A 25,677-nucleotide genomic window follows, 5' to 3' on the forward strand; every position below is an offset into this window, starting at 1 on the left:
CCACGTACTCGGCGACCGCGCCGTCGTTGGCGCCGGTCGCCGGGTAGACCGCGATGCCCCGATCCCGGCAGGCCGGGACGTCGATGTTGTCGAGGCCGACGCCGAGCCGGCCGACGACCTTGAGGTCGCGGGCGGCGTCGAGCAGGGCGCCGCGGACCTGGGTCCGGTTGCGCACGATCAGGGCGTCGGCCCGGGCCACGGCGGCGGCGAGGTCCGCGGGCCGGTCGACGAGGCCCGGATCGTACTGCACGTCGAGGCCGGCGAGCTCGGCCGCGATGGCGGCCTCGTCCATGAACTCGCTGATGATGACCTTGGGCATGGAGGATCCTTCTCAGGTCGCCGGCACGGCAGCGGGGAGGGGGCGGCGCAAGGCCGCCGCCGGCTCGCGGGCGGGGATCGCGTCCGCCGCCTCGTCCTCGTCGTCGAGGAGGTCGAGGTTCGGGGTGATGCGGCCGTCGAGCACCGCCCGGGCGTGGGCGAGGTCGATCTTGCCCTCCCAGCGGGCGATCACGAGGGTCGCCACCATGTTGCCGACCGCGTTGGTCACGCAGCGCAGCTCGTTCAGGATGCGGTCCACCCCGATGATCAGGGCGATGCCCGCCACCGGCAGGAGCTGCGAGGCCTGGAGCGTCGCGGCGAGCACGAACAGGATGGCGCCGGCCACGCCCGCCACGCCCTTCGAGGTCACCAGCGCGATGGCGAGGATGCCGAGCTCCTGCTCCCAAGTCAGCGGCACGTTGAGGGCCTGGGCGATGAAGCCGATCGCCATGGTCAGGTAGATGCACGAGCCGTCCATGTTGAAGGACAGGCCGGCGGGCATCACGAGGCCGGTGACGCTCTTGTCGACCCCGAGGCCGTTGAGCTTGGCCATGATCCGCGGCAGCACCGATTCCGAGCTCGTGGTGCCGAGCAGGATGAACAGCTCCTCCCGGCTGTAGCGGAACAGCTTCCACAGGCTCAGGCCGACGTAGAAGCGCATCACGCCGCCGAGGAAGACCGCGATGAACACGATGAAGGTCAGGTAGAGGGAGACGATCAGCATCCCGTACTGGGCGAGGATGCCGAGCCCGAACTTGCCGATGGTGAAGGCCATCGCCCCGAAGGCGCCGATCGGCGCGAAGTGCATGATCAGGCCGACGACCTTCATCAGCACGTCGCCGAAGGCGTGGACCACCTTCAGCGGGAACTCGCCGCGCCGGCCCAGCATCGCGAGCCCCATGCCGACCAGCACCGAGAAGAACATCACCTGGATCAGGTCGCCCTTGGCGAAGGCGTCGACCGCGCTGTGCGGGATGATGTTGGCGACGATCTCCATCGGCGACTGCGCGTGGGCCTTGCCGGCGATGCCGGCGACGAGCTTGGCGTCGAGGCTGTCGACCGTGGCGTTCACGCCGTCGCCCGGCCGCAGCAGGTTGACGAACAGGAGGCCCGCGGCGAGCGCCACCGTCGTGGCGACCTCGAAGTACAGGATGGTCTTCAGGCCCATCCGGCCGACGCTCTTCATGTCGCCGACATGCGCGATGCCGACCACGACGGTGCAGAAGATCACGGGGGCGACGATCATCTTGATCAGGTTGATGAACATGTCGCCGAGGATCTTGCAGCCCACCGCGAAGTCGGGCGCGACCACGCCGACGCCGATGCCCAGCGCGATGCCGAGCAGAACCTGGCCGTAGATCGACCGAAGCAGCCTCATGCGTTCCTCCAGAATGACGGGACGGAGGCCGCCGCGGTTTCGCCCGCGGTCGCGCGCTCCCTCGTGGTCCTGACCCCGTGGCGTCGGGGCTGCACCCGCGGACCGGATCGCGGTCCGCGGGCGGGGGACTCGTGAGTCCGCGACTTGTGAGCCGCCGATCTCCGCGTCAGGCGCTGCGGTAGAGCTTCGTCATCACGAATTCCCGGTGGCCGAGGGACTCGGCCGCCGTGAGCCGGCCGCTGGCGGTGCGCACCACCATGTCGATGAGCGCGTCGCCGGCCTGCGGGATCGTCATCTCACGGGTGAGCACGCCCGACACGTCGACGTCGATGTGCTCGCCCATGGTCCGCACGGTCCGGGGATTGCCGGTGATCTTGATCACCGGGACGATCGGGTTGCCGATCACGTTGCCCTGGCCGGTCGGGAAGGTGTGCACCACGTAGCCGGCCGCCGCCATCAGGGTCACGCACTCGGCCGCCGCCGAGGACGTGTCCATGAAGTACAGGCCGGGCCCCTTGGCGGGCGCCTCCGCGGGCTGCAGCGCGTCGATGAACCGGCACTCGTGGCCGATCTTCTCGAGGTTGCCGAGCGCCTTCTCCTCGATCGTGGTGAGGCCGCCCGCGATGTTGCCCTTGGTCGGCTGCGAGTCCGAGAGATCGTCGGTCTTGTGCGCCTCGATCACGTCGTCCTGGTAGGCCTTCCACATCGTGTACCACTTGTCGGAGACTTCCGGGCTGATCGCCCGCTCGCGACAGAGGTGCTCCGCGCCGGTGATCTCCGAGGTCTCGCCGAACACCCCGTAGATCCCGTGCGGGATCAGCTTGTCGTACATGTTGCCGACGGTGGGGCAGGAGGCGAGGCCGGTGGTGGTGTCGGACTCGCCGCACTTGGTCGAGACCCACAGGTCGGCGATCGGGCATTCCTCGCGCTGGAGCTCGGTGGCCCACTGCACGAAGCGCTTGGCCTGGTAGCTCGCCTTGGCGACGATCGCGATGTCGCCGTGGCCCTCGATGCCGAAGCCGACGACCGGCTTGCCGGTCCTGGCGATGCCCTCGACCACGCGGTTGGTCCACTGGTCCTCGATGCCGATCACCACGACGGCGGCGACGTTCGGGTTCGAGCCGATGCCGATCAGGGTGCGGAAGTGGAGGTCCAGATCCTCGCCGAACTGGAGCCGGCCGTAGGCGTGGGGCAGCGCCATCGTGCCCTTTATGGTGTTGGCGACCGCCTCGCAGGCGGCGTTGGACAGGTCGTCCAGCGGCAGGAGCACGACGTGGTTGCGCACGCCGACCCGGCCGTTCTCCCGGCGCCAGCCCATGAAGGTGGCGGAGGTGTAGTTCTCCGAGGCGCGCTCGGTCGCGAGCGCCTTGGTGGCGAACTGATCGGGCGCACCGCCGACGAAGGGGGTGGCGATCTCGTGTTCGAGCTGAGCGGCTTCCTTGAACATCGTCACCTCACCAGCGCTTCGTCTTGACGTTGTGGACGTGGACGTGCTCGCCCTTGGCGACGTCCTTGATGACCTTGCCGATGTCCTGGCCGTACTTGATCGCCGTGTCGCCGGCCTTCAGGTCGGTGAGCGCGACCTTGTGGCCGATCGGGATGTCGTGGCGGACATGGACCTCGAAGGTGCTGTCGTTCTCGGTGACCACCCCGAAGGCGTCGGTGCTCGCGCTCAGGCCCTCGATCACCGCGACGGCGACGTTGTCCTGGGGGGAATGGGCGAGAAGATGCGGCTTGCGGCGCCCCGCGCCGGACGCGGCGTGGCTGCTCATGCGGTCCTCCTGATCTGCGTCGTCGGCTTCTTGGCGGCGACTAGTCTTATATAAGATCAATGAGGCGTCCGACGTCAACGGCCGATCGCGGGCGGCGGGTGATTTCTTCGGTTCGGGAACGGCACTGAGCGATCTCCTCCATCCCTTGTGAGAGATGAAGGCCGCAGGCCGGATCCGGATGGCCAATCCTGTCGCGTCACAGAGGCATGCGCCTTGCCCGGTCGGACCAGTCTTATATAAGATATATGGACAACAGAGCCCGCCTGGCGGGACGCGGGCCGGGAGGACGAGGATGGCGGGTGCGCGCGCGGATGGCATCGGCCGGGCCGGGTGCGCCCGGTGAACGAGACGCTGCTCCTGATCCTGTGCGTCGGCTGCGCCGGCGTGATCTCGGGCCTGACGGGCTTCGCCTTCGCGCTGATCGCCTCCGGCACGCTGCTGTCGATCCGCACGCCCGTCGAGGCGACCGCCCTGGTGCTCGTCTGCAGCATCCTCTCGCAGGTGATCTCGATCCTGCGCCTGCGGACCTGGCCGCCGCGCGGCACCGCCTTCGCGATGATCCTGCCGGGCCTCGTCGGCGCGCCGATCGGCATCCACCTGCTGCACGATCTCGACCCGCGCTTCATCAAGGTCGCGATCGGCGCCTTCCTGGTCCTCTACAGCGGCGGCGTCGCCCTGCTGCGCGCCGATTACCGGGTCGGCTTCGGCAACCGCTGGAGCGACGGCGCGATCGGCTTCCTCGGCGGCGTGCTGGGGGGCATCGCCGGCCTGTCCGGAGCCCTGCCGACGGCCTGGAGCCTCGTGCGCGGCTGGGACCCGCGCACCCAGCGGGCGGTCTACCAGTCCTTCACCCTGGTGATGCAGGTCTGGGCCCTGGCGATCCTCCTCTATCTCGATCCGCTGCCGCCCGAACTCGTCGGCGACCTCGCCCTGGCGCTGCCGGTGGTGCTGGTGAGCGTGCTCGCCGGGCTCGCGCTGTTCGCCCGGATCGACCAGCGCCGCTTCCGCGCGCTCGTCCTCGCGCTGCTCGCCGCGATCGGCCTGACCACGACGGCCCTGGCGCTGCCCGGCCTGCTCCAGAACTGAGCGCGGCCGGCGGGGCGTCAGCTGCCCGCCTTGTCGTGGACGCCCGCGAAGAACAGGTCCTTCCAGCTCTCCGGCCGGCGGCGGATCGTGCCGGTGCGGGCCATGAAGTCGGCGACCTTTCCGACCGCCCGGGGCGTCGCCGTGAAGGAGACCTGCGGGTCCTTCAGGATCTCGGTGATCAGCCCGACATCGCTCCCGTCGCGGGCGAGCCGCACGTAGGCGCGCGCCGCCTCCGACGGATCGGCCGTGATCGCGGCGAGCGCGTCGTCCAGGGCGGCGTCGAAAGCCGCGACGACACGGGGGTTGGCGCCCGCGAAGGCCGAGGACGCCCAGACCACGTTGAAGGTCGAGGGCTCGCCCAGCACGTCGAAGCTGTTCAGCACCGTGCGGATGCCGGGCCGGCGCAGCTCCAGCTCCTGGATCGGCGCTGCGGTGAAGTGGGCCGTCACCTCGCTGCCCCCGAGGAGCGCCGCCATGCCGTCGGGATGCGAGAGCGTGACGGTGAGCCGGTCGAGGTCGTTGCGGCGGCCTGCGCCGAGCTCCTTCTCGGCGGCCATCTGCAGGAACATCGCCTGGACCGAGACCTTGACGGCGGGGAGCGCGATCTTGTCCCGGTCGGTGAAGTCGGCGAGCCGGTGCACCTTCGGATTGCTGGTGTTCATCAGGAGCGGCATGCTGTTCATCGCCGCCACGCCCTTCACCGCCATGGCGGTGCCCTCGGTCTTCGACCAGAGCAGCACGAGGGGCGGCACGCCGCCGGCCGCGAACTGGATCGTCCCCGAGAGCAGGGCGTCGTTCATCGCCGCGCCGCCCGCGAGGGTGAGGTAGCGCGCCTGGAGTCCCGCCACGCCGCGGGCGGCCGCGGCCTTCTGGAGCAGGCCCTGCTCCTCCATCAGCATCAGCGGCAGGTGGCCGAGGCTCGGCTGGCGGGCGATCGCCACCGCGCCGACCTCGTCGGCCCGCCCCGGGACGGGACTCGCCAGGAGCGCCGCGGCCCCGGCCAGAACGTCGCGTCTGCGCATGAGATCTCCTCCCTGAGCCCAAGGTCCGCGACCGTCGCGCCGACGCACGTCGCGGGCGCGACCTGCTTCCTCTCCCGAGCGGGAGAGGGTTGGGGTGAGGGATGAGAAAGTTCAGGATTGAGCCCGCCATCGACGCGCCGACAGGCCCAGCCTTTTTCTGAACGTTCTCGACCCTCACCCTGTCCCTCTCCCGCACGGGAGAGGGGACCCGCGCCCCGTTCGGCAGAGACGGCACCACGGTCATGCCGTGTGCTGAGACCGCTCTCCTCAGCCGGGGCGGCGGATCACCGGCGCCGCCACGCTCGCGATCATCACGTTGATGCAGGCCGGCAGGCCGCTGGCCTGGGCTGCCTCCAGCGCCGCCGGAAGTTCGGCCGCCTCGGTCACCAGCGCCCCGAAGCCGCCGAGGGCCTGGACGACCGCGTCGTAGCGGGTCGGGAGCAGGTCGCAGTGGCGCGTCCGCTCGGGGCCGTAGCTGCGCAGCTGGATCTGGTGCTCGGCGTTCCAGCGCGCGTCGTTGCCGACCACCGCGATGAACGGGATCCGATAGCGCACGGCGGTGTCGAACTCGGCCATGTGGAAGCCGAAGGTGCCGTCGCCCAGCACCGCGACCACCGGGGCGCCGGGGCGCTCCAGCGCGGCGGCGATCGCGAAGGGGATCGACGCGCCGATCGTGCCCGAGACGCCGTTGATCAGCCGGCGCCCGGCGCGGACCAGGGCCTGCGGCCATTGGCCGATCTCGCCGCCGTCGCAGATCAGCGTGCCGTCGGGGTGGCGTTCCAGGAAGGCGTCGACCGCCCGGCACAGCTCCACCGGGTGCAGGCGCTGACCCGTCCCGCGGAAATCCGCCCAGGCGGGCGGCCGGTGGGCGAGGGCGGCCCGCGCCTCCCGGTGCCAGGCGTCCCGGCGGGGGAGGGCGGTGCCGCGGGCGGTCAGCGCCGCCAGCACCGGCCGCGGATCGGCGATCCCTGAGACGGCGAGGCGGTCGGCCGGCGCGCGGGCCAGCAGCGCCGGATCGGGATCGACGAGGGCGAAGCGGCAGTCGGGCGCGAGGGCAGGGGCCGCGCCGAAGCGCAGGGTGAAGTCGAGCGGCTTGCCGAGGAGCACGAGGAGATCGGTCCGCGCCAGGACCTCGGCGAAGGCGCCGAGCGCCGGATCGTTGACCCCGCGCGGGCTCTCCATGCCGACGACCGGCAGGCCGATTGTCTCCTCCAAAGCCGCCAGGGCGGCCCGGCCGGAGGCGTCGCACAGGGCCGGGCCGCAGGCGACGAGGGGCCGCTCCGCACCGGCGAGGGCGGCGAGCAGGGCGGCCACGAGATCCGGCGCCGGCTCAGCGGCCCGGATGGCGGCCGCGGCCCGGTCCGGGATCCGCACCGAGACGGCGGGGACGGCCGTCTCCAGCAGGTCGACCGGCAGGCTGAGATGGACCGGGCCGGGCCGCCCCTCCCGGGCGATCCGGAAGGCCCGGGCGAGGTCCGGCCCGAGGGCGGCGACCGACCCGGCGGTCCAGGCGGCCTTGGTCATCGGCCGGGCGATGTCGGCCTGGTCCAGTTCCTGGAAGGCGCCGCGCCCGAGCTCCGACAGGCCGGCATGGCCCGAGAGCAGCAGGACCGGCGACTCGGCCGCGAGCGCCGTGGTGAGCGCCGCCGCGCCGTTGGTGTGGCCCTGCCCGCCGGTCACCAGGGCGACGCCGACCTCGCCGGTCAGCCGGCCCCAGGCATCGGCCATGTGGACGCAGGCCGCCTCCTGGCGGACGTGGACGAGGCTGATCCCGGTCTCGAGCAGCGCGTCGAAGACCGGCATGATGTGGTTGCCCGACAGGGTGAAGATCCGGGTGACGCCGAGCGCCTCCAGGGTCCGGGCCACGATGTCGGCGCCGCGCAGGGTCTGCATGGCGGGTTCTCCTCAGGCGGCGGCGTCGAGGAGCGAGCCGCCGGGCCGCACATGGGTGAAGTGCACCGGCTCCATCGCGAGGTCGAGCGCCCCGCCGCGCTGGCGGACCACGGTGAAGTGCGAGCTCGCGAGGTCCGAGGCCTCCGGGAAATCCTCGCGGAAATGGGCGCCGCGGCTGTCGGTGCGGGCGAGCGCCGCCCGGGCGACCGCCTGCGAGACCAGCACGAGGTTCTCGAGGTTCAGCCGGTCCATCCAGGTGAGCGCGTAGCGGCGGTCGCCGTCCGGCGCGCCGGCCCGGGCGACCGCGTCGGAGAGCCCGTCGAGGGTGGCGAGCGCCCGGGTCAGGCCGGCCGCGTCCCGCAGGATGCCGACATCGGCCCACATCGTCTCGTAGAGGGCCTCGCGGATCTCCGGCAGCGATTCCGCCGGCCGGCCGAGCGGGCCGTAGGCGCGGGCGAGGCCCGCCTCGATGGCGGCGGGGTCCGGGTCGGCGAGGCGGCCCTCGCGCGTCACGGCCCGCGCCATGGACTGGCCGGCCAGCCCCCCGAACACCGTGGAGTTCGCAACGCCGTTGCCGCCCAGCCGGTTCGCCCCGTGGACGCCGCCGGTATCCTCGCCGGCCGCGAAGAGGCGCGGCAGCGCGGTGGTGCAGTCGACCGCGAACTGGAGGCCGCCCATCATGTAGTGGGCCGTGGGGATGACCTCGACGAGGCCGCCCGCGAGATCGAAGCCGCAATCGGCGCAGCGCTCGACCATGCCCTTGAACCGGCGGCGCACGTCCTCGGGGCCGAGATGGCTCATCTGGATGTGGACGCCCCCGCTCGGCGTGGCGAAGCCGTCGCGCAGCCGCCGCATGATCGAGCGGCTGACCACGTCCCGGGTCGCCCGCTCGGCCCGCGGGTCGTAGGCCTCCATGAAGCGCTGGCCGGTGGAATCGAGGAGCCAGCCGCCGGCCCCGCGCAGGCCCTCCTCCAGCACCGTCCCGGTCATGCGGGTGCCGGCGCCGGCGAGCAGCCCGGTCGGGTGGAACTGCACCATCTCCATGTCGCGCAGCGGCAGCCCGGCGCGCAGCGCCATGGCGAGCCCGTCGCAGGACTTGTCGCCCGACGGCGTGTGGTACTTGTACATGGTCGGGCCGCCGCCCGTGGCGAGCAGCACGGCCTTCGCCCGCACCAGCTTCGGTTCGCCGGTGCGCATGTCGAGCATCAGCACGCCCGCCAGCCCCGATCCGTCCCGGGCCGGGATCAGTTCCAGGGCGCGGTGATCCTCCAGGCGGCGCACGTCCCGGCGCCAGACCTGCTCGGACAGGCGGTTGATGATCTCGATGCCGGTGAGGTCGCCCTTGTGCACCGTCCGGTCGAAGGTCTGGCCCGCGAAGGCCTTCTGGTGGACGCTGCCGTCCGGGTTGCGGTCGAAGAAGCAGCCGAGCTCGGTCTCCAGCTCGCGGATCCGCACCTGCGCCTCGGTGACGAGCGTCCAGGCGAGCGCCTGGTCGTTCAGCCACTTGCCGCCCTCGATCGTGTCCATGAAGTGCCGCTCGACCGAGTCGCCCGGCGCCAGCGCCACGTTGTAGCCGCCCTGGACCATGCGGGTGCAGCCGCACTTGCCGAGCAGCCCCTTCACCGCGACGGTGACGTCGAGGTCCGGCGCGACCTTCTTGGCGTGGAGCGCGGCGAACAGCCCGGCCCCGCCGGAGCCGAGGATCAGGATGTCGGTCTCGACCTGCGCGGGGCTCATCGGGCGTCCTCGAGGGAGGCGATGACGGCGTCGCGCCGGGCGGCCACGTCGCGCTGCACGTCGGCGAAGAGCGAGCCGCCGTGCGAGTCCATCCCGACCAGCAGCGGCCCGAAATCGCGGATCGCGAACTGCCACAGGCTCTCGGGGTGGAGGTCGTCGAGATCGACGTCCACGATAGTCTCGATCCAGGTGGTCTCCAGCGCCGCCGCGCCGCCGACGATCGCCAGGTAGGCGCCGCCGCGCCGCGCGAAGGCGTCGAGGGTCGCCGGACCCATGCCGCCCTTGCCGACGATGAGGCGCACGCCCTCGCGCTCCATCAGGGCGTCGGTGAAGCGCTCCATGCGCATCGACGTGGTGGTGCCGATGCAGAACGGCGCGAAGCCGACCGGCGCCTCGTTGGAGACCGGGACGCGGTGGACGTTCGGCGCGGTGTGGATCACCGCGTGGCCGTCGAGGTCGAGCCGGGTGCGGCGGTCCCGGTCGAACATGTGGATCAGGGTCGCGTCGCGGATGCCGAACAGCCAGCGCCGCAGGGTGACGGTGTCGCCGATCCGGAGCGCCCGGATCTCGGGCTCAGTGGCCGGCATGTCGAGGACGTGGTGGGCCACGGGGTACTCCTCAGGTCAAAGGCGTGGTGCGATGTCTCCGGGCGCCCGGAGTCCGCTTCCGCTGCCGCCGCGGATGTTCACGGATCGGCTTGTGCGTAACGCAACGGGTCCCCTCTCCCGAACGGGAGAGGGTTGGGGTGAGGGATCAGGTCCTTCCGGCGAGGTCGCACCCCTCACCCTGTCCCTCTCCCGAGCGGGACAGGGGACCCGCGCCCCCGTCGCGAAGCGTATCGATCCACGGCTAACCCGGAGCATCGCCGCTCACTCGAACGCGATGCCGCCCGGCGTGAGCGTCGCGCGGGCGCGGCGGGCCGAGTGGCACTGGATGTTCACCGCGACCGGGTTCTGGGTGATGTGGGTCGCGGCGAGCTCGACATGGACGGCGAAGCTCGTGGACCGGCCGCCGAGCCCCTGCGGGCCGATGCCGAGCTCGTTCACGGCCCGCGACAGCTCGGCCTCGATCCGGGCGCCCTCGGGATCGGAGCAGACGGAGCGCAGCGGCCGGGTCGCCGCCACCTTGGCGAGGTGCATGCACAGGTCCGAGGTGCCGCCGAGCCCGACGCCCACGATGGTCGGCGGGCAGACCCGGCCGCCCAGCTCGATGACCCGGTCGATGACGAAGCGCTTGGCCGCGCCGATCCCGTCGGAGGGCAGCAGCATCTGCAGGAACGAGCCGTTCTCGGAGCCGGAGCCCTTCGGGATCATCTCGACCGCCACGGTCTCGGGCCGGTCGTCGAAGTCGACGTGGATGATCGGCACGCGGATGCCGCAGGAGGTCTGCTCGTTCCTGCGGGTGATCGGGTGGACCACCGAGGAGCGTAAGGAGAACTCCTTCGTGGCCCGCTCGCAGCCGCGCCGGATCGCGGCCTTCAAGGCGGCGCCGTCGACGCGCACGCCGGCGCCGATCACGACGTTGTAGATCGGGATGCCGGTATCCTGGCAGAGGATATTCTTCGTGCGCTCCGCGACCGCGACGTTCTCCACCATCGTGTCGAGGATGGCGCGGCCGGTGGCGCTGGTCTCGGTCCGCTGCAGGTCGGCGAAGCCCGCCTTGATGTCGGGCGGCAGGATCTTCAGGGCGCGGACGTAGAGGTCGCGGCAGACCTCCTCGAATTCGCGGATGTCGAGATCCATGGCGGGTCTCCGCTGGTGACGGACGGGGGATCAGGCCCCGCTGAGGAGGAACAGCAGGCCGACCGCGAAGGCGGCCGCGAGACAGCCCGCCACGACGCGGGCATTGCGCTCGCGGAAGCGCAGCCACTCGATGGCGAGCACGCGCAGCCCCAGCGCCATGTGGACGGCGAGCGCGCAGACGAGGCCCCATTCGGCCGTCCGGACGAGGCCGTTATGGGTGAGGCCGAGGAAGCTCTCCAGCCGGTTGGCACCCTGGAGTGCGGTGCCGAGCGCGATGAAGTGCATCGGCAGGAACAGCGCCAGGGCGATCCCCGAGAGCCGGTGGATCAGCGCGGCGGCGAAGCCGGGCCGGCGCAGGGACGCGCGGGTGATGCCGGTCCGCCCGGCCGTGCTGGGGGCGGTCCTCATGCCGCGTACACCGCGAGTGCCGCCCGCAGGCCCAGCCCGGCGAGCAGGGCCGAGAGGGCGATCATGGCGACGTCGAGGGAGCGGCCGCGCCAGCCGGTCCACTCGCGCAGGACGCTGCGCAGGCCGATCGGCGCGTGGATCGCGGCGGCCAGAACGAAGACCGCGTAGAACAGCAGGAAGGCGAGGTTGCCCTGCGTCCGGCCCAGGATCTCGCCGGCCGTGAGCCCGCCGCGCACCGCGTAGAGGATCGTGCCGAGATGGACCGCGACCGTGACCGCCAGGATCGCCGCCGTGCCGCGCTGGGCGAGGTACAGGAGCGGGCTCATCCGCGCCTCCAGAACCGGCGCAGCGCCGCCTTGCCGGTCTCGCGCTTGAGGCCGGCGATCGAGAAGGTGGGGCTCAGTCCCTTCGGACAGTGCTCGGTGCAGCTCATGTGGCTGTGGCAGGAGTGGCAGCCGGCATCGCCCGCCACCGCGGCGAGCCGATCCCGGTCGCGGTCGCGCACGTCGTTGACCAGCGTCCAGGCCCGGTTGAGGGCCGCCGGCCCGAGATAGTCGGGGTTCCACGTCACCAGATCGCAGGCGGCGTAGCAGACGCCGCAATTGATGCACTCGATGCCGGCATCGACCTCCCGGCGCGCGGCGGATTCCGGTTCCACGACCGCGAAATCCTCGGGCGGGTTCTCGCCCGGCTCGAAGAAGCCGTGGGCCCGGCGCCACTTCTCGAAGAAGGGCTCCATGTCGACCGCGAGGTCCTTCACCACCGTCAGGTTGCGCAGGGGCTCGAGCGTCAGCACCCCGTCCGGCGCCACGGCGGCAACCCGGGTGCGGCAGGTCCAGCGCGGGCGCCCGTTCACCGTCATGCCGCAGGAGCCGCACATGCCGACCCGGCAGGCGAACCGGTAGGCGAGGGTCGGGTCCTGGTCGCGCTGGATCTCGGTGACGACGTCGAGCACCGTCTGGTTGGCCCGGCGCGGCACCGCGTAGTCCGCGACGGTCTCGCCGCGCCGGACATGCACCCGCAGCGTCTCGCCTGCGCCCGGGTCGACGGCCGCGTGGCCGACGGGAGCCGTCACCGGTTGGCCTCCTTCGGGGCGCCGGCGTTCGGATCGGGGAAGAACAGCTCGCTCTCGCTGTCGGCCTTGGCCGAGACCAGCCCGGCCCGGTTCATGTAGGCGAGGTAGGCGAGCATCCGCTCGGGCTTGGTGGTCCAGGCGTTCTGCGGCGCGCGGATGATCGCTACGGCCTCCTCGGGCGAGATCTTCGCCCCCTCGGCCTTGATCCACAGGGCGGCGGCCCGGGCCGGGTCGTCGCGGATCAGCGCGAGGCTCTCCTCCAGCGCCGCCCGGAAGGCCGCCGTGACCTTGGGGTTCTCGGTGACGAAGCGGCTGGTCGCCCAGACGAGGTTGAAGGTGTGGGGGCCGCCCATCACGTCGTAGCTGTCGAGCACCTTGCGGGCGCGCGGGTCCTTCAGCTCCATCTCCTGGAAGGGCGGCGAGCCGAAATGGGCCGTGATCTCGGAGCGGCCGCCCATCATGGCGGTCTGCGCGTCCGGGTGCCCCATCGAGACGGTGAGCGGGTCGAGCTTGGCCTGCTGGCCCGGCCCGAAGGCCTTCTCGGCGGCCATCTGCAGGGTGATGGCCTGGATCGAGGTCTTGGCGGTCGGCAGGGCGATCTTGTCCTGCGGCCCGAAATCCGTGATCGCCTTCACCGCCGGGTTGATGGTCACCAGCCAGAGCGGCATCGCGTTCAGCGCCGACACGCCCTTGACCTTGAGATTGCCCTGCGTCCGGCCCCAGATCGTCAGGAACGGGCCGACTCCGCCGGAGGCGAGGTCGAGGTTGCCGGATAGCAGGGCCTCGTTCATCCCCGAGCCGCCGGTGAAGCGCATCCACTCGGCCTTGACGTCGAGCCCGCGCTGCTTCGCCTGCTTCTCCAGCAGGCCCTCCTCCTCCATCACGGTGAGCGGCAGGTAGGAGATCCCGAACTGCTTGGCGAGCCGCACGGTCGAGACCTCGGCCCGGGCGGCGCCGAGCGCCCCCCATAGGACCGCGACCGTCCCGACGAGCCGGATGATGCTCCGTGCCGTCATGGCGCTCCTCACCTGTCTGCGCGCCGATCTTGCGAAGTCCGCGACCTCGTCGGCGTCGGATCGAGGATACGCCCCCGGGAAGGCCTGTCAACATTCATGTGTCATATATATGACTTGGATGACGCCCTCCCGGTGGCTGCACCGAGACGCCCCGTGCGCGATGGGACCGGCGGTGGATGGGCGGCGTGCCACCGGCTCCCGCAGTCGCTCTCGTCGCGGTGAATGCCGACTTGGCACGCGTCAGTGTCGGCCCTTGTCTCGGGTCTACCCGCCCCACCGCGGGCGTCGGCCCAGATTTAAGGTCATTTATAAGACTTGAGGGGGCGCCGCGGCCGCCGCGACGTTGCTCGCGCGATGGCCGGCCGGAATGCGGCCCGCGGCCGGCACCGCGCAGCCCGAGCCGGCGTTAACCGGATCCGACCGCGTCAGTCTTCCAGCGGCCGAAGCCCACTCGACGCGGACTCCGCCGCCACGGCGCAGGTGTGGTCCTGCACGACCTCGCCGTTGGACGCCTTGCCGAAGCGGCTGGTCACCAGACCGTCCAGGAGCACGAAGCCCGGCTTCGCGCCCGGGAACTCGGCGCCCACGACAGCCAGGGCGTGCTCGCCCATGGCCGAGCGCGCGCCGTCGTCGCGCGCCAGCAGGTCGAACGGGTCCGCGGTGCCGAGATCCTCGCCGAGCACGCGCATCGCCCGGTACGGGCGACCGACCAGCGGTTCCGCGAGAGGCGCCCAGCGATCCCCGATCGTGGGTGCGAGGCGGCGAAGGGTGTCGCGGACATCCCGGCGGACGCAGTCGATGTGGATGTGCAGCTGTCCCTGGGTCCGCCGCAGCCGCGAGTTCACCGCGAGACTGACGTCGCGCCGGTCGAGCGGATGGCCGAGACGCTCCTCCACGAAGGTTCGGGCGCGCCACGCCTTGGCGAAGTAGTTCGTCGTGCCGGGCTGGAGGAGCACGGGGCTCTCGATGCCGGTGATGCGCGCCGTCGGGATCAGGAGGAACTGCGCCCGCCCGCGGAGGTCTTTGAGGATGGCGTATCCCTTCTCGACCCCGCCCTCCAGGTCGACCAGGCTGCACGGCGCGGGGCCCTGTCCGCGCAACGCGTGGGGGACGCACGCGCCGTGCACGATCGCCCACAGGGCTCCGCCCTTCCCGAGGAGGTTGGGCACGAGGGCTATGGCCAGCCAGACGGCCGTCGCCGCGAGGACGAGAAGGAGGCCCAGCGATCGCCGCGACAGCCCGGTCCTCGCGCGCCCCGTCGAACCGCACGGTGACGCGGTACCCGGTCGGCCGCGGACGGCGTCACGCACCTGACGGGTGAGCCCGACCGCGGCTCTGCGCAAATCCATGACGTGACCCGGTAGCCCGTTGCCGCGAAGCGCCGGGGCCGCCGGCGCCGGAACCGTCTTACAGATCGCCCGCCGCCTGAGCGATCTCTGTCCCGCTACGGATGCAACGCCGGACGGATCGTGCGGAACGCGGGCGCCGCCGCGGGGCCCGGCACCGGACGCGGTGACGCCGCCGCGCATTTCGCGCTCCGGATCCCGCGCGGCCCCTTCTCGGACACCTATCCGATGGGCCATGCCTCGAGAGGCCTCGTCATCGGCGCCGGACTGGGACATGCCTGTCCGCACCCCGATGCCGTCGGCGGCCGCAACCGATCCGGCGGCGCTCCGCCGGGAACGCGGCGCGAACGACAGGGGTGGGAAGACGCGCGCGAGGACCGGCTCGACGCGCGGTCCGGGAGCCGGGAGCCCGGCGACCGCTGAGACAGACCGGACGGCCGGGGCGACCCGGGCCGCCCACGCGAGGAGACGACCATGACCGACGAACCGCACGGCTTCGACCGCGGCCTGACCAATTACGGCGACCGCGACTTCGCCCGCTACCTGCGCCGCTCCTTCGCGCGCTCGATGGGCATCTCGGTCGGCCTTCTGAACAAGCCGGTGGTCGGCATCGCCATGACGCCGTCGGGCTTCAACAACTGCCACCGGGGCATGCCCGAGCTGGTGGAGGCGGTCTCCCGCGGCGTGCTGGCGGCCGGCGCCCTGCCGCGGCCGTTCCCGACCGTGTCGCTCGGCGAAGTTTTCCTCAACCCGACCAGCATGATGTACCGCAACCTCATGGCCATGGACACCGAGGAGATGATCGGCGCCCAGCCGATGGACGCGGTGGTGCTGATCGGCGGCTGCGACAAGACCGTGCCGGCCCAGCTCATGGGCGCGGCCTCCGCCGACCTGCCGGCGATCCAGCTCGTCACCGGCCCGATGTCGACCGGCCGCCACAAGGGCCAGCGGCTCGGCGCCTGCACGGATTGCCGGGGCTTCTGGGCCAAGTACCGGGCCGGCACCGTCGATGCCGAGGAGATCGCCGAGGTCGAGGGCCGGCTCTCCGTCACGGCCGGCACCTGCGCGGTGATGGGCACGGCCTCGACCATGGCGTGCATCGCCGAGGCGCTCGGCATGTCGCTGCCGGGCACCGCGGCGATCCCGGCGGTGCATTCCGACCGGCTGGTGGCCGCCGAGGAGACCGGCCGCGCGGCGGTGCGGCTGATCGAGACGCGGATCCGGCCCTCCCAGGTGATCACGCAGAAGTCGGTCGAGAACGCGATCCGCGTGCTGATGGCGGTGTCGGGCTCGACCAACGCCATCGTGCACCTCACCGCCATCGCCGGGCGGCTCGGCATCCGGATCTCGCCCGAGCGCTTCAACCAGATCTCCGACGAGACGCCGGTGCTGGTCGACCTGAAGCCCGTGGGGCAGGGCTACATGGAGGACTTCCACGCCGCCGGCGGCATGGGCGCGCTCCTGCGCGAACTGCGCCCGCTCCTCCATCTCGACACCGTGGACGTGGAGGGCCGGACCCTCGCCGAGCGCCTGGACGAGCCGGAGGCCTGGGTCGACCGCGCGGTCATCCGCACCGCGGCGGATCCCGTGTCGCCGGTCGGCGGCCTGGTGGCCCTGTCCGGCAGCCTCGCGCCCGACGGGGCGATCTTCAAGCGCGCGGCGGCGACGCCCGACCTGTTCGAGTCGGAGGGCCGGGCGGTGGTGTTCACCGGCCTGGAGGACCTGTCGGCGCGCATCGACGACCCCGCGCTCGACGTGGCGCCCGGCGATATCCTCGTCCTGCAGAATGCCGGCCCGCACGCGGCCGGCATGCCGGAGGCGGGCTACCTGCCGATCCCCAAGAAGCTGGCGCAGGCGGGCGTGAAGGACATGGTGCGCATCTCCGACGCGCGGATGTCGGGCACGGCCTTCGGGTCGATCGTCCTCCACGTGGCCCCGGAGGCCGCGGTGGGCGGACCGCTGGCCGCGGTGCGCGACGGCGACCGCATCCGCCTGTCGATCCGGGACAAGCGCGTCGATCTCCTGGTCGCGGAGGACGAGATCGCCCGCCGGCTCGCCGACCACCGGCCGCCGCCGGCTCCGGCCCGGGGCTACAAGGCGCTCTACCGGCGCAGCGTCACGCAGGCTCCGGAGGGCTGCGACTTCGACTTCCTCGCCAAGGCGGAGGGCTGACGGCCCGCACCCTCCGTCCGGACGCGCCGGACGGCCGTGACGGACACCGTCGATCCGAAACCCGCGGCCCGCCCGACCGCGGGCCGCGCGCGCCGTCGCGGCATCTGGGGCCGTCGCGTCGCCCGCTCCCGTCCCGGCGGCGAGGCGGCCCGAGCCGGGTGCCGCGTCGGACCGGCTCAGCCCGGGATCGTGGAGCGCGCCGCCTCGAGCAGTTCCCCGGCCAGGGCCTCGTCGTCGACGCCCCGGGCCAGCACCACCGCCCCCACCATGGTCGACAGCGCGATCAGGGCGCGCTGCCGGCGGCGCTCCTTCGACGCTCTGGGCAGCCTGTCCGCGATGAGGGCGGCGAGCCCCTTGACCCCCTGGGTGAACCGCGCCCGCAGGGCGCTTCCGGGCGGCTCGCGCCCGACGTCGTTCACCAGCGCCGCGACGGGGCAACCTCTCCCCGGCGCGCGGACGTGCCCCAGGGAGAGGTAGTTCTCGATGAAGGCGTCGAGGTTGGCCCGGTACTCGGCACTGATCGCCGCGTCGAACGCCTCCGCGGCGAGGGCATCCTTGTTGGCGAACTGACCGTAGAAGCCGCCATGGGTCAGGCCCGCGGCCGCCATGATGTCGACGACGCCGATACCGTGCAGGCCGCGCTCCCGGAACAGGGCCGAGGCGACCTCGACCACGCGCTGGCGGTTCAGCTTGGCTTGCTCCTGCGAGACCCTTGGCATCGTACCGTCCTCCGCTCCGCCTCCTCACATAGATGCGAGATGTCATTTATTGAAGGGACGGCGAGCCGCGGATGCCCGAGGCCGGGCGGAGAGGGGCTTCGCGGCCGCGCCGCGGCGGCCGTTCAGGGCTGCCGACCGGCCCGCGCGAGGGGGCGAAGCGCGGGCCGGTCGATGCACCGCGCGCCCGGGACCCGAGCGCGCGATCGCGGGATGCCCCGAGCGGGGCATCGGTGGGGTGAGGCCGGGTCAGGGCTCGGCCGGCACGGGCACCGGTGCGGGGCCGGGTGCGGTCCGCGTCGCGCGCGCGTCCCGCGCCACCCGGAACCAGAGGGCGTAGAGCGCCGGCAGGAACAGCAGGGTCAGCAGGGTCCCGACGCCGACCCCGCCGATGAGCACGTAGGCCAGCGCCCCCCAGAACACCGAGTGGGTCAGCGGGACGAAGGCGAGCATCGCGGCGGCGGCCGTCAGGATCACCGGTCGGGCCCGCCGCACCGTCGACTCGACGATGGCCTCGTAGTCCGACAGGCCCGCCGCGCGGTCGTGGTGGATCTGGTCCACCAGGATCAGCGTGTTGCGCATCAGGATGCCGGACAGCGCGATCAGGCCGAGGATCGCGTTGAAGCCGAAGGGCTGGTGGAAGACGAGCAGCGTCGGGACCGCCCCGACGAGGCCGAGCGGCGCGGTCGCGAACACCATGAACATCGTGGTGAACGAGCGGACCTGCAGCATGATGACCGTCAGGGTCACGATCAGCATCAGCGGGAAGACCGTGACGAGCGCCGTCATCGCCTTCTCGCTCTCCTCCACCGAACCGGCCGTGTCGATGCGGTAGCCGGGCGGCAGCTTCGCCTTGATGGCGGCGAGTTCGGGGACGATCTGCGCGTGGATGTCCGGCGGCTGCTTGCCGTCGATCACGTCGCCCTGCACGCGGATATAGGTCTCGCGGTTGTAGCGCTTGAGCACCGCGTCCTCGTTGCGGCTCTCCAGGTGCGCGACCTGGGAGAGCGGCACCTGCCGCCCGTCCCGCGTGGCCAGAGTCAGGTCGCCGATGTCGCCGAGCGAGCGGCGCTCGGGGCCGGGGCTGCGCAGGAGCACGTCCACGGAGCGCAGGTTCTCACGCACCTGGGTCGCCGGGGTGCCGTTGAGGTAGCTCTGCAGCTGCTGGCCGGCCTCCTTCGGCGTCAGGCCGATCAGGCGCAGGCGCTCCTGGTCGAGGGCGAGGTGCAGGGTCGGCGTCCTGTCGCCCCAGTCGAGATGGACGAGGCGCATGTTGGGGTTGGCCATCATGACGTCGCGCACCTCCGCGGCGATGCCGCGGATGACGTTGAGGTCGGGCCCGACCACCCGGAAGGCGACGGGGAAGCGCACCGGCGGCCCGAACACGATCTGCAGCACCCGCACCCGCGCCTCGGGGAAGCGGCCGTCGTCCACGAGACGGCGCACCTTGCCGCGCAGCACGTCGCGGGCGTGGGAATCGGCGGTCTGGACGACGATCTGCGCGAAGGCGGGGTCGGGCAGCTCCGGGTCGAACGAGAGCACGAAGCGCGGCATGCCCTGGCCGATATAGCTCGTGATCTCGCCCGCCTCGGGCAGCGCGCGCACGGCCGCCTCGACCTTCTTCACGCTGGCCTCGGTGGTCGCGAAGGCGGACCCGGTCGGCAGCGTCACCTCGACGATGAGTTCGGAGCGCTCCGAGTTCGGGAAGAACTGCTTCTCGACCTTGCCCATGCCGACCGCGGCCGCCGCGAACAGCGCCACGGTGATGCCGGCGGCCATCCACTTGTGGTCAACCGAGAGCCGCACGACCCGGCGCAGGCGCTGGTAGTTCCGCGTGGCGTAGATCGCGGCGTGCCCGCCCTCGACCGTCTCGATGTTCGGCAGGAGCTTGACGCCGAGGTAGGGCGTGAAGGTCACGGCCACGATCCACGAGACGATCAGCGAGAAGGCCACCACCCAGAAGATGTTGCCCGCGTACTCGCCCGCCGTTGAAGCGGCGAAGCCCACCGGCAGGAAGCCCGCGATGGTGACGAGCGTGCCGGTCAGCATCGGCGCGGCGGTGGCGCTCCAGGCATAGGTCGCCGCCGAGACCCGGTCGGCGCCCTCCTCCATGCGCACCACCATCATCTCGATGGCGATGATGGCGTCGTCGACGAGGAGCCCGAGCGAGATGATCAGGGCGCCGAGCGTGATGCGGTCGAAGTCGCGGCCGGTGATCATCATCACCACGAACACGGCCGAGAGGGTGAGTGGCACCGCCAGCGCCACCACGATGCCGACCCGGAAGCCGAGCGCCACGAGGCTGACGAAGATCACCACCGAGAGTGCGGTGAAGAACTTCACCATGAATTCGTGGATGGCGTCGTCGATCACCTTCGCCTGGTCGGTGATCTTCGTGAAAGTGATGCCGGTCGGGAGGTCGCGATGGATCGCGACCTCCTCGGCGTTCAGCGCCTCGCCCAGGCTGAGTCCGTTGAAGCCCGGCTTCATCACGAGGCCCAGCACCAGGGCCGGCGCGCCGTCGTTGCGGATCGCGAAGGTCTTCGGGTCCTCGTAGCCACGCTTGACCTCGGCGATGTCGCCGAGCTTGAGGCTGCGGTCGCCGGCCGCCACCGGGAGGTCGCGGATCGCGTCGAGGCCGTCGATGGCGCCGTCGAGGCGCAGGTAGACCCGCGGGCCGTCGGCCTCCACGAAGCCGGCCGGCGTCACGTCGTTCTGGTCGGCGAGCGCCGCCAGGAGCTGCTGGCCGGTGATGCCCAGGGTCGCGAGGCGCTGGTAGGAGACCTCGACGAAGATCTTCTGCGCCTGCTCGCCGAGGATGTTGATCTTCTCGACGCCGGGCACGCGCAGCAGCCGCTGGCGCAGTTCCTCCGCGCGGAGCACGAGCGCCCTGTGCGGCAGCCCCTGGGCCTGGAGCGCGTAGAGGGCGAAGTAGACGTCCGAGAACTCGTCGTTGAACAGCGGCCCGAGCACGCCGCGCGGCAGGCCGGAGGCCTGGTCGGAGAGCTTCTTGCGCGCCTGGTAGAATTCCGACTGGAGCCGGGCCGGCGGCATGCTGTCCTTGAAGAAGACCTTCATCAGCATCAGGCCGGGGCGGACGGTCGTCTCGGCGCGGTCGTAGTAGACGAGCTCCTGCAGCCGCTTCTCCAGCGGGTCGGCGACCTGCCGCTGCATCTCGTCGGTGGTCGCGCCGGGCCACGCGGCCGAGACCGCCATGGTCTTGACCGTGAAGGTCGGGTCCTCGGCGCGCCCGAGCTTCTCGAAGGCGAAGATCCCGGCCGCGGTGACGGCGAGCAGGAGGAACAGCGTGACGGCGCGCTCGCGCACCGCCAGGGCCGAGAGGTTGAAGCCGGAGGCGGTCATCGGCCGGCCTCCACGACGCTGGCGTCGGCCTGACGGACCTTCTCGCCCGCTCTCAGCAGATGGGCGCCGAGCGCGACGATCCGGTCACCGGGCATCAGGCCCGAGGCGACTTCCGCGGTTTCCTCCGACAGGCGCGCGACGGTGACGGGTTGCGCCGCGACGGTCTGGGTCCCGGCGTCGTAGCGCCAGACGGCCGAGCCGCCGCCCTGGTCGAACAGGGCCCCCAGCGGCACGGACACCGAAGCCCGCGCCTGCCCCTGGGCAGGGATCAGCTGGAGCGTCACGGTCGCCCCGAGGGGCGCGGTCTCGCCCCCGCCCGACAGGATGTAGCGGGCGCGGTAGGTGCGGGTCGCCGGGTCGGCCGTGGCCGACAATTCCCGGAGCTTGGCCGGGTAGGTCGTCTCGCCCTCGGCGTAGAGGGTGGCCGACGCCGTGCCCTTCGCGCGTTGCCGGCTCCCCTCCGGCAGGAACACCTCCGCCTCGCGCGCGCCGTCGCGGGCGAGCTTCACCACCGTCTGCCCGGCGGCGACGACTTGGCCCGGCTCGGTCGGCACCTCCATCACGACGCCGTCGGCATCGGCTTGGAGCTCGGAATAGCCGGCCTGGTTGGCGATCTGGCTCGCCTGCGCCTCGGCGTTGGCGAACTGGGCGATGGCGGCGTCGGCGGCCGCCTTGTTCTGGTCGTAGGTCTGCTTCGAGGTCCAGCCGTCGCCGACGAGCTTGCGGCTGCGCTCCTCGTCGGCCCTGGCCTTGATCATCTGCGCGCGGGCCGCCTCGACCGAGGCGCGGGCCGCGTTGAGGGCCAGGGTGAAGTCCGTCCGGTCGAGGCGCATCAGGGGCTGGCCGAGGCGTACGTGGTCGCCCGGGTCGACGAGGCGCTCGAAGATCTTTCCGCCGACCCGGAAGCCGAGGTTGCTCTCGGTGCGCGCCCGGATCACGCCGGTGTAGCGCGCCACCGCCGCCGAGGCGGGCGCGACCGCGACGGTCTGCACCAGCGGCGGCTCCGGCGTGACGGCGGTCTCGGCCGGCGAGCATGCCGCGAGTGCCAAGCCGGCGAACCCGATCACCCATCGCGCGTCCATCACCGAACCCCGTCCAAGCCGATCGCCAGAAAAATTATGATCATCATTTATTTGGGCGCGACATCGCCGTCAATGGCGGCAGCGGCCAGCACCGGCCGAGGGCTGACGCGCGCGCTGTCTCCTCCGGCTGCCGATCCGGCGGCCGTCCGATCCCCTTGAAGAGAGCGGGGTCTGCCGGCATCTCACGATCATGCCCGATGTCGCGCTCGACGAAGCCAGCCTCGCCCGCTTTCTCGATGCCTTCTACGGCCGCGTGCGCGGCGATGCGCTGATCGGACCCGTCTTCGCGGCGGCGATCCCCGACCCGGACTGGCCCCGGCACATGGAGACCGTCCGGGCGTTCTGGTCCTCGGTCCTCTTCAAGTCAGGCCGGTACAAGGGCAACCCGTTCGGCAAGCATCTCGCGCTGGGCCGCCTCCAGCCCGAGCACTTCGCGCGGTGGCTCGACCTGTTCGGGGAGACGGCCTCCGCCCATTTCTCCCCCGAGCCTGCCGCCCTCCTGATCGAGCGCGCGCACCGCATCGGCGACAGCCTGAAGGCGGGCCTGTTCTTCCGGCCAGACGTCTCGCCCGCGCCGGCGGCGGGATCTGCCGCGCCGTGATCCCCGGGGAAGGCGCACGCGTGAGACGCGCGCGAAGCCGCGACCGGCGGGACGGCCCGAGATCCCGGGGGGCGGGTCCGGAATCCTCAGAGCGCGGCCGGACTCGTGCGCGCCCGCCGGCAGTGGATCAGCCACAGCACGATCGCCACGTTGACGGCGTTCCAGGCGAGCCCATTGACGAACGCCGCACGGTAGGAGCCGGTGGCGTCGAAGATCGCCCCCGTGAGCCAGCCGCCGAGCGCCATGCCGGCCAGCGTCGCCATCAGCACCGCACCGATCCGCGCCCCGGCCTCCTCGGCCGGGAGGTACTCGCGCACGATGATCGCGTAGGCCGGCACGATGCCGCCCTGGAACAGGCCGAACAGGGCCGAGATTACGTAGAGCGAGGTCAGGTCGTCGAACGCGAGGTAGAGCGCGAGCGCCGCCGCCTGCAGCAGCGCACCGGCCAGCAGCGTCGCGAGACCGCCGATCCGGTCGGCGACGAAGCCCGACGCGACCCGGCTGACGATGCCGAAGCCGAGCATCAGCGACAGCATCTGCGCGCCGCGGGCGACGCCGTACCCGAGATCGCTGCAGTACGCCACGATGTGGACCTGCGGCATCGCCATCGCCACGCAGCACGCGGTGCCGGCCACGACGAGGAGGCCCTGCAGCGCCGCGGGCGACAGCGTCGTCACGGCCTGCGGACCGGCCGCGCGCGTCGCCGAGGCCCGTGGCGGCCGGCCCCGCATCGCCAGCGCGAGGGGCAGCATGGCGACGAGGCAGAACAGGCCGATGCCGGCCTGCGTCGCGCGCCAGCCGTACGCGTGGACCGCGCGCTCCACCACCGGCGGCCAGAGCGTGCCCGCGAGGTAATTGCCGGACGCGCACAGCGCGACGGCGAGTCCCCGCCGGCGCCAGAACCAGCGCGACACGTCGGCCATCAGCGGTCCGAAGGCGACCGAGCTGCCGAGCGCCCCGACGAGCACGCCGTGCACGAGGGCGAACTGCCAGAGGTTCGTCGCGAGGGCGCTGAGCCCGTAGCCGAGGGCCAGGCAGACGGTGCCGAGGACCAGCGGGGGCACGATGCCGATGCGGTCCGCGAGCCGGCCCATCAGGAGGCCGCCGACCGCGAAGCCGAGCATCGTGAGGGTATAGGGCAGGGCGGCCGCCGCCCGATCGACCCCGAACTCGGCCTGAACCGCGGGCAGCACGACGACGACCGACCACATGCCGACGCCCCCGACCGTGCCGAGCGCCGTCGCCGCGGCGAGCCGACGCCAGGCGCGGCCCGAATCGGCAATCCCATCCTCAGCCATTCCGGCGCACATCGATCTCCGTCCGTGCGGCGCGTTTCACACGAATGCGCCTTCGTCGCCAGCACCGAGCCCGTCCGTCGGCGCGGGCCTTCGGGACACCGCTCGCTCGCCGACGCGCGCCTCACCCGGCCCTGCCGCGGCGCGCGATCGGTGCTAGAGGTGCCGCCGCGCTCGCCGGCGATGCCGGCTCGGGCCGGGGCGACCATCGGTCGGCCGATGTCGGGCCTCGATGGCGCCCGTCCACCGACCACCCGTACGAGAGGGCTGACGCCACGATGCGAACGATCGTTTATGCCGATGGCGGTTGCGACCCGAACCCCGGGCCGGGGGGGTGGGGCGTCGTCATCGCGGCCCCGGACGGCACGATCGAGCTGTGCGGCGGGGAGCCCGGCACCACGACCAACAACCGGATGGAACTGACGGCCGCGATCAAGGGTCTCGAGCATTTCCCCGCCGGGGCCGCGATCGAGATGCGGTGCGACAGCCAGTACGTCGTGAAGTCGGTGACCGAGTGGATGCGCGGTTGGAAGGCGAGGGGCTGGCGCTCGACCACGGGTGACGTGAAGAACGTCGATCTCATGAAGCGCCTCGACGAACTGAACGCGGCGCGCGACGTGAAGTGGACCTGGGTCCGGGGACATGCCGGCGACCGCCTCAACGAGCGCGCCGACGCGCTCGTCCACAGGGGCCGTCGCGAAGCGAAGCTCGGCAAGCTCGAGTCGCGGAGCAGCGCCGCGCCCGTACCGGCCCCGACCGCCGCACCGGCGCCGTCGAGCCGGGGCGCCGACCTGCGGATCGACCTCGCGCTCGGCCTCCAGGTCGCTCGGGCCGCGAAGGCGGCGGGTGTCACGCCCGACGCTCTCGTCGACGATGCGATCCGCTTCTATCTGGAGATCGGGCCGAGCGAGGTCGCACGCCTGCGATCAGGCCGGGCCTAGCGGGCGAGGACGCGCGCGGCGACGCCGGGTCGCCGTTCCGCGATCTCCGGGACGGAGCTCGGCCTACTCGCAGACCTCGATCCGCCGAACGTGCTCGTACCCGTACGGATCGATGTACGCGCGGCGCTCGAAGTGGCAGGCGCCGTACGGGTCGGGCGCGGCGTAGACGGGGCGACCCGGGTAGTACCCGCTGTTGGCGGACGCGATGGCGCTGCCGGCCACGACGCCGCCGAGGATACCCAGCGCCACGGCGCCGCCGACGCCGATGCCGCGCGCCTGAGCGGCCGGCGGGGTGGCGCAGAGTGCCAGAGCGACCAGGGCCGCCGCACCGCCGGTCCGCAGAAACGTTTGACGCATGGTGACCTCCCATTCCTCGATGCGGACACCATGAGCCCGCAACCGCCGGATCTCGGTGCTGATCGGCACACCGGGTTCAGGGGTCGCCGCGCTCGACGCGGCGCCGGGCGATCCGGCGCTGTCATCGATCCTGTTCGGAGCTGTGGTAGCTACCCGGACCGGCCGCGCGGCCTTGTGGACCGCGCGGCGCTCGTGAACGGGACCGCCATGCGCTTCTCTGCCCTCGTCGTCGGTCTGTGCCTGACCTCCTTCCCGATCGCGGCGGCACTGGCACAACCGGCCCCGAAGCCCGCGCCCACGACCGCGCCGGATCCGGCCCTGCTGAAGGTTGCCCGGGAGACCGTCGCGCAGATGCAG

At 72.0% G+C, this 25,677-nt stretch carries 22 protein-coding genes and 1 pseudogene; 4 read left to right on the forward strand and 19 right to left on the reverse strand.

What is annotated here, in order from left to right; genetic code table 11:
• From ACLBYE_RS19285 to ACLBYE_RS19300, 4 genes and pseudogenes are all read right to left on the reverse strand, one after another.
• A pseudogene (locus ACLBYE_RS19285) lies at positions 1-319 on the reverse strand (3-phosphoglycerate dehydrogenase); the annotation flags it as partial.
• Between the two features lie 12 nt (positions 320-331).
• A complete protein-coding gene (locus ACLBYE_RS19290; RefSeq protein WP_020094923.1) occupies positions 332-1,696 on the reverse strand; it encodes a C4-dicarboxylate transporter DctA in 1,365 nt (454 codons plus the stop codon).
• Between the two features lie 166 nt (positions 1,697-1,862).
• On the reverse strand, positions 1,863-3,143 hold the full coding sequence (locus ACLBYE_RS19295; RefSeq protein ID WP_447695395.1) for a UxaA family hydrolase: 1,281 nt from the start codon (positions 3,141-3,143) through the stop codon (positions 1,863-1,865).
• Positions 3,144-3,150: 7 nt separating this feature from the next.
• A complete protein-coding gene (locus ACLBYE_RS19300) occupies positions 3,151-3,468 on the reverse strand; it encodes a UxaA family hydrolase (RefSeq protein WP_020094921.1) in 318 nt (105 codons plus the stop codon).
• A 339-nt stretch (positions 3,469-3,807) separates the two neighbouring features.
• Between ACLBYE_RS19300 and ACLBYE_RS19305 the strand changes: the two genes are divergently transcribed.
• A complete protein-coding gene (locus ACLBYE_RS19305; RefSeq protein ID WP_447695396.1) occupies positions 3,808-4,554 on the forward strand; it encodes a sulfite exporter TauE/SafE family protein in 747 nt (248 codons plus the stop codon).
• A gap of 17 nt (positions 4,555-4,571) precedes the next feature.
• Here the strand turns inward: ACLBYE_RS19305 and ACLBYE_RS19310 are convergent, their stop codons facing one another.
• The 10 genes from ACLBYE_RS19310 to ACLBYE_RS19355 all read right to left on the reverse strand — a co-directional run bounded on the left by ACLBYE_RS19310 (position 4,572) and on the right by ACLBYE_RS19355 (position 14,616).
• The gene (locus tag ACLBYE_RS19310; protein WP_447695397.1) at positions 4,572-5,576 is read right to left on the reverse strand and encodes an ABC transporter substrate-binding protein; all 1,005 of its coding nucleotides are present in this window, start codon (positions 5,574-5,576) and stop codon (positions 4,572-4,574) included.
• Between the two features lie 267 nt (positions 5,577-5,843).
• Complete coding sequence (locus tag ACLBYE_RS19315) at positions 5,844-7,469, reverse strand: thiamine pyrophosphate-binding protein (RefSeq protein WP_447695398.1); 1,626 nt, start codon at positions 7,467-7,469, stop codon at positions 5,844-5,846.
• A 12-nt stretch (positions 7,470-7,481) separates the two neighbouring features.
• Entirely contained in the window at positions 7,482-9,206 is a 1,725-nt protein-coding gene (locus tag ACLBYE_RS19320) for an L-aspartate oxidase (RefSeq protein WP_447695399.1), read from the reverse strand.
• On the reverse strand, positions 9,203-9,814 hold the full coding sequence (locus ACLBYE_RS19325) for a fumarate hydratase C-terminal domain-containing protein (protein WP_010685105.1): 612 nt from the start codon (positions 9,812-9,814) through the stop codon (positions 9,203-9,205). Before ACLBYE_RS19325 ends, ACLBYE_RS19320 begins: the two co-directional genes overlap by 4 nt.
• A gap of 261 nt (positions 9,815-10,075) precedes the next feature.
• Positions 10,076-10,948, reverse strand: a complete 873-nt coding sequence (locus ACLBYE_RS19330) for a fumarate hydratase (RefSeq protein ID WP_447695400.1) — start codon at positions 10,946-10,948, stop codon at positions 10,076-10,078.
• 30 nt (positions 10,949-10,978) lie between these two features.
• Positions 10,979-11,356 carry a succinate dehydrogenase, cytochrome b556 subunit gene (locus ACLBYE_RS19335; protein ID WP_447695401.1) on the reverse strand — a complete coding sequence of 126 codons (378 nt, stop codon included), beginning with the start codon at positions 11,354-11,356 and terminating at the stop codon, positions 10,979-10,981.
• A complete protein-coding gene (locus ACLBYE_RS19340; protein ID WP_020094913.1) occupies positions 11,353-11,682 on the reverse strand; it encodes a succinate dehydrogenase membrane anchor in 330 nt (109 codons plus the stop codon). The genes ACLBYE_RS19335 and ACLBYE_RS19340 overlap by 4 nt, the downstream gene beginning before the upstream one ends.
• Positions 11,679-12,431, reverse strand: a complete 753-nt coding sequence (locus tag ACLBYE_RS19345) for a succinate dehydrogenase/fumarate reductase iron-sulfur subunit (RefSeq protein ID WP_447695402.1) — start codon at positions 12,429-12,431, stop codon at positions 11,679-11,681. The genes ACLBYE_RS19340 and ACLBYE_RS19345 overlap by 4 nt, the downstream gene beginning before the upstream one ends.
• Positions 12,428-13,447 (reverse strand): ABC transporter substrate-binding protein, encoded by a 1,020-nt coding sequence (locus ACLBYE_RS19350; protein ID WP_447695403.1) that lies wholly within the window; start codon positions 13,445-13,447, stop codon positions 12,428-12,430. Before ACLBYE_RS19350 ends, ACLBYE_RS19345 begins: the two co-directional genes overlap by 4 nt.
• A gap of 425 nt (positions 13,448-13,872) precedes the next feature.
• Complete coding sequence (locus tag ACLBYE_RS19355; protein ID WP_447695404.1) at positions 13,873-14,616, reverse strand: CDP-diacylglycerol diphosphatase; 744 nt, start codon at positions 14,614-14,616, stop codon at positions 13,873-13,875.
• 651 nt (positions 14,617-15,267) lie between these two features.
• Here ACLBYE_RS19355 and ACLBYE_RS19360 point away from each other — a divergent pair.
• Positions 15,268-16,965 (forward strand): IlvD/Edd family dehydratase, encoded by a 1,698-nt coding sequence (locus ACLBYE_RS19360; RefSeq protein WP_447695405.1) that lies wholly within the window; start codon positions 15,268-15,270, stop codon positions 16,963-16,965.
• Between the two features lie 176 nt (positions 16,966-17,141).
• On the opposite strand, the gene ACLBYE_RS19365 is transcribed toward ACLBYE_RS19360, so the two are convergent.
• The 3 genes from ACLBYE_RS19365 to ACLBYE_RS19375 form a co-directional block, all read right to left on the reverse strand.
• Positions 17,142-17,684, reverse strand: coding sequence for a TetR family transcriptional regulator (locus ACLBYE_RS19365; protein WP_447695406.1), 543 nt, complete (start codon positions 17,682-17,684; stop codon positions 17,142-17,144).
• A gap of 246 nt (positions 17,685-17,930) precedes the next feature.
• Positions 17,931-21,044, reverse strand: a complete 3,114-nt coding sequence (locus tag ACLBYE_RS19370) for an efflux RND transporter permease subunit (protein ID WP_447695407.1) — start codon at positions 21,042-21,044, stop codon at positions 17,931-17,933.
• Positions 21,041-22,126 (reverse strand): efflux RND transporter periplasmic adaptor subunit, encoded by a 1,086-nt coding sequence (locus ACLBYE_RS19375; protein WP_447695408.1) that lies wholly within the window; start codon positions 22,124-22,126, stop codon positions 21,041-21,043. The genes ACLBYE_RS19370 and ACLBYE_RS19375 overlap by 4 nt, the downstream gene beginning before the upstream one ends.
• A gap of 190 nt (positions 22,127-22,316) precedes the next feature.
• Here ACLBYE_RS19375 and ACLBYE_RS19380 point away from each other — a divergent pair, with 190 nt between their 5' ends.
• Positions 22,317-22,727, forward strand: coding sequence for a group III truncated hemoglobin (locus ACLBYE_RS19380; protein WP_447695409.1), 411 nt, complete (start codon positions 22,317-22,319; stop codon positions 22,725-22,727).
• 86 nt (positions 22,728-22,813) lie between these two features.
• Here the strand turns inward: ACLBYE_RS19380 and ACLBYE_RS19385 are convergent, their stop codons facing one another.
• Positions 22,814-24,025 (reverse strand): MFS transporter, encoded by a 1,212-nt coding sequence (locus ACLBYE_RS19385; protein ID WP_447695410.1) that lies wholly within the window; start codon positions 24,023-24,025, stop codon positions 22,814-22,816.
• A 275-nt stretch (positions 24,026-24,300) separates the two neighbouring features.
• Here ACLBYE_RS19385 and ACLBYE_RS19390 point away from each other — a divergent pair, with 275 nt between their 5' ends.
• On the forward strand, positions 24,301-24,963 hold the full coding sequence (locus ACLBYE_RS19390; RefSeq protein WP_020094902.1) for a ribonuclease H family protein: 663 nt from the start codon (positions 24,301-24,303) through the stop codon (positions 24,961-24,963).
• A 63-nt stretch (positions 24,964-25,026) separates the two neighbouring features.
• Here the strand turns inward: ACLBYE_RS19390 and ACLBYE_RS19395 are convergent, their stop codons facing one another.
• A complete protein-coding gene (locus ACLBYE_RS19395) occupies positions 25,027-25,320 on the reverse strand; it encodes a hypothetical protein (protein WP_056530937.1) in 294 nt (97 codons plus the stop codon).
• Positions 25,321-25,677: the final 357 nt, after the last annotated feature.

This window comes from Methylobacterium sp. A52T (assembly GCF_053346095.1).

Coding starts and splice junctions, on each gene's coding strand:
- ACLBYE_RS19290 (WP_020094923.1), bottom strand. CDS start 1,696: ATGAGGCTGCTTCGGTCGATCTACGGCCAGGTTCTGCTCGGCATCGCG.
- ACLBYE_RS19295 (WP_447695395.1), bottom strand. CDS start 3,143: ATGTTCAAGGAAGCCGCTCAGCTCGAACACGAGATCGCCACCCCCTTC.
- ACLBYE_RS19300 (WP_020094921.1), bottom strand. CDS start 3,468: ATGAGCAGCCACGCCGCGTCCGGCGCGGGGCGCCGCAAGCCGCATCTT.
- ACLBYE_RS19310 (WP_447695397.1), bottom strand. CDS start 5,576: ATGCGCAGACGCGACGTTCTGGCCGGGGCCGCGGCGCTCCTGGCGAGT.
- ACLBYE_RS19315 (WP_447695398.1), bottom strand. CDS start 7,469: ATGCAGACCCTGCGCGGCGCCGACATCGTGGCCCGGACCCTGGAGGCG.
- ACLBYE_RS19320 (WP_447695399.1), bottom strand. CDS start 9,206: ATGAGCCCCGCGCAGGTCGAGACCGACATCCTGATCCTCGGCTCCGGC.
- ACLBYE_RS19330 (WP_447695400.1), bottom strand. CDS start 10,948: ATGGATCTCGACATCCGCGAATTCGAGGAGGTCTGCCGCGACCTCTAC.
- ACLBYE_RS19335 (WP_447695401.1), bottom strand. CDS start 11,356: ATGAGGACCGCCCCCAGCACGGCCGGGCGGACCGGCATCACCCGCGCG.
- ACLBYE_RS19340 (WP_020094913.1), bottom strand. CDS start 11,682: ATGAGCCCGCTCCTGTACCTCGCCCAGCGCGGCACGGCGGCGATCCTG.
- ACLBYE_RS19350 (WP_447695403.1), bottom strand. CDS start 13,447: ATGACGGCACGGAGCATCATCCGGCTCGTCGGGACGGTCGCGGTCCTA.
- ACLBYE_RS19360 (WP_447695405.1), top strand. CDS start 15,268: ATGACCGACGAACCGCACGGCTTCGACCGCGGCCTGACCAATTACGGC.
- ACLBYE_RS19365 (WP_447695406.1), bottom strand. CDS start 17,684: ATGCCAAGGGTCTCGCAGGAGCAAGCCAAGCTGAACCGCCAGCGCGTG.
- ACLBYE_RS19370 (WP_447695407.1), bottom strand. CDS start 21,044: ATGACCGCCTCCGGCTTCAACCTCTCGGCCCTGGCGGTGCGCGAGCGC.
- ACLBYE_RS19375 (WP_447695408.1), bottom strand. CDS start 22,126: ATGGACGCGCGATGGGTGATCGGGTTCGCCGGCTTGGCACTCGCGGCA.
- ACLBYE_RS19380 (WP_447695409.1), top strand. CDS start 22,317: ATGCCCGATGTCGCGCTCGACGAAGCCAGCCTCGCCCGCTTTCTCGAT.
- ACLBYE_RS19385 (WP_447695410.1), bottom strand. CDS start 24,025: ATGGCTGAGGATGGGATTGCCGATTCGGGCCGCGCCTGGCGTCGGCTC.
- ACLBYE_RS19390 (WP_020094902.1), top strand. CDS start 24,301: ATGCGAACGATCGTTTATGCCGATGGCGGTTGCGACCCGAACCCCGGG.
- ACLBYE_RS19395 (WP_056530937.1), bottom strand. CDS start 25,320: ATGCGTCAAACGTTTCTGCGGACCGGCGGTGCGGCGGCCCTGGTCGCT.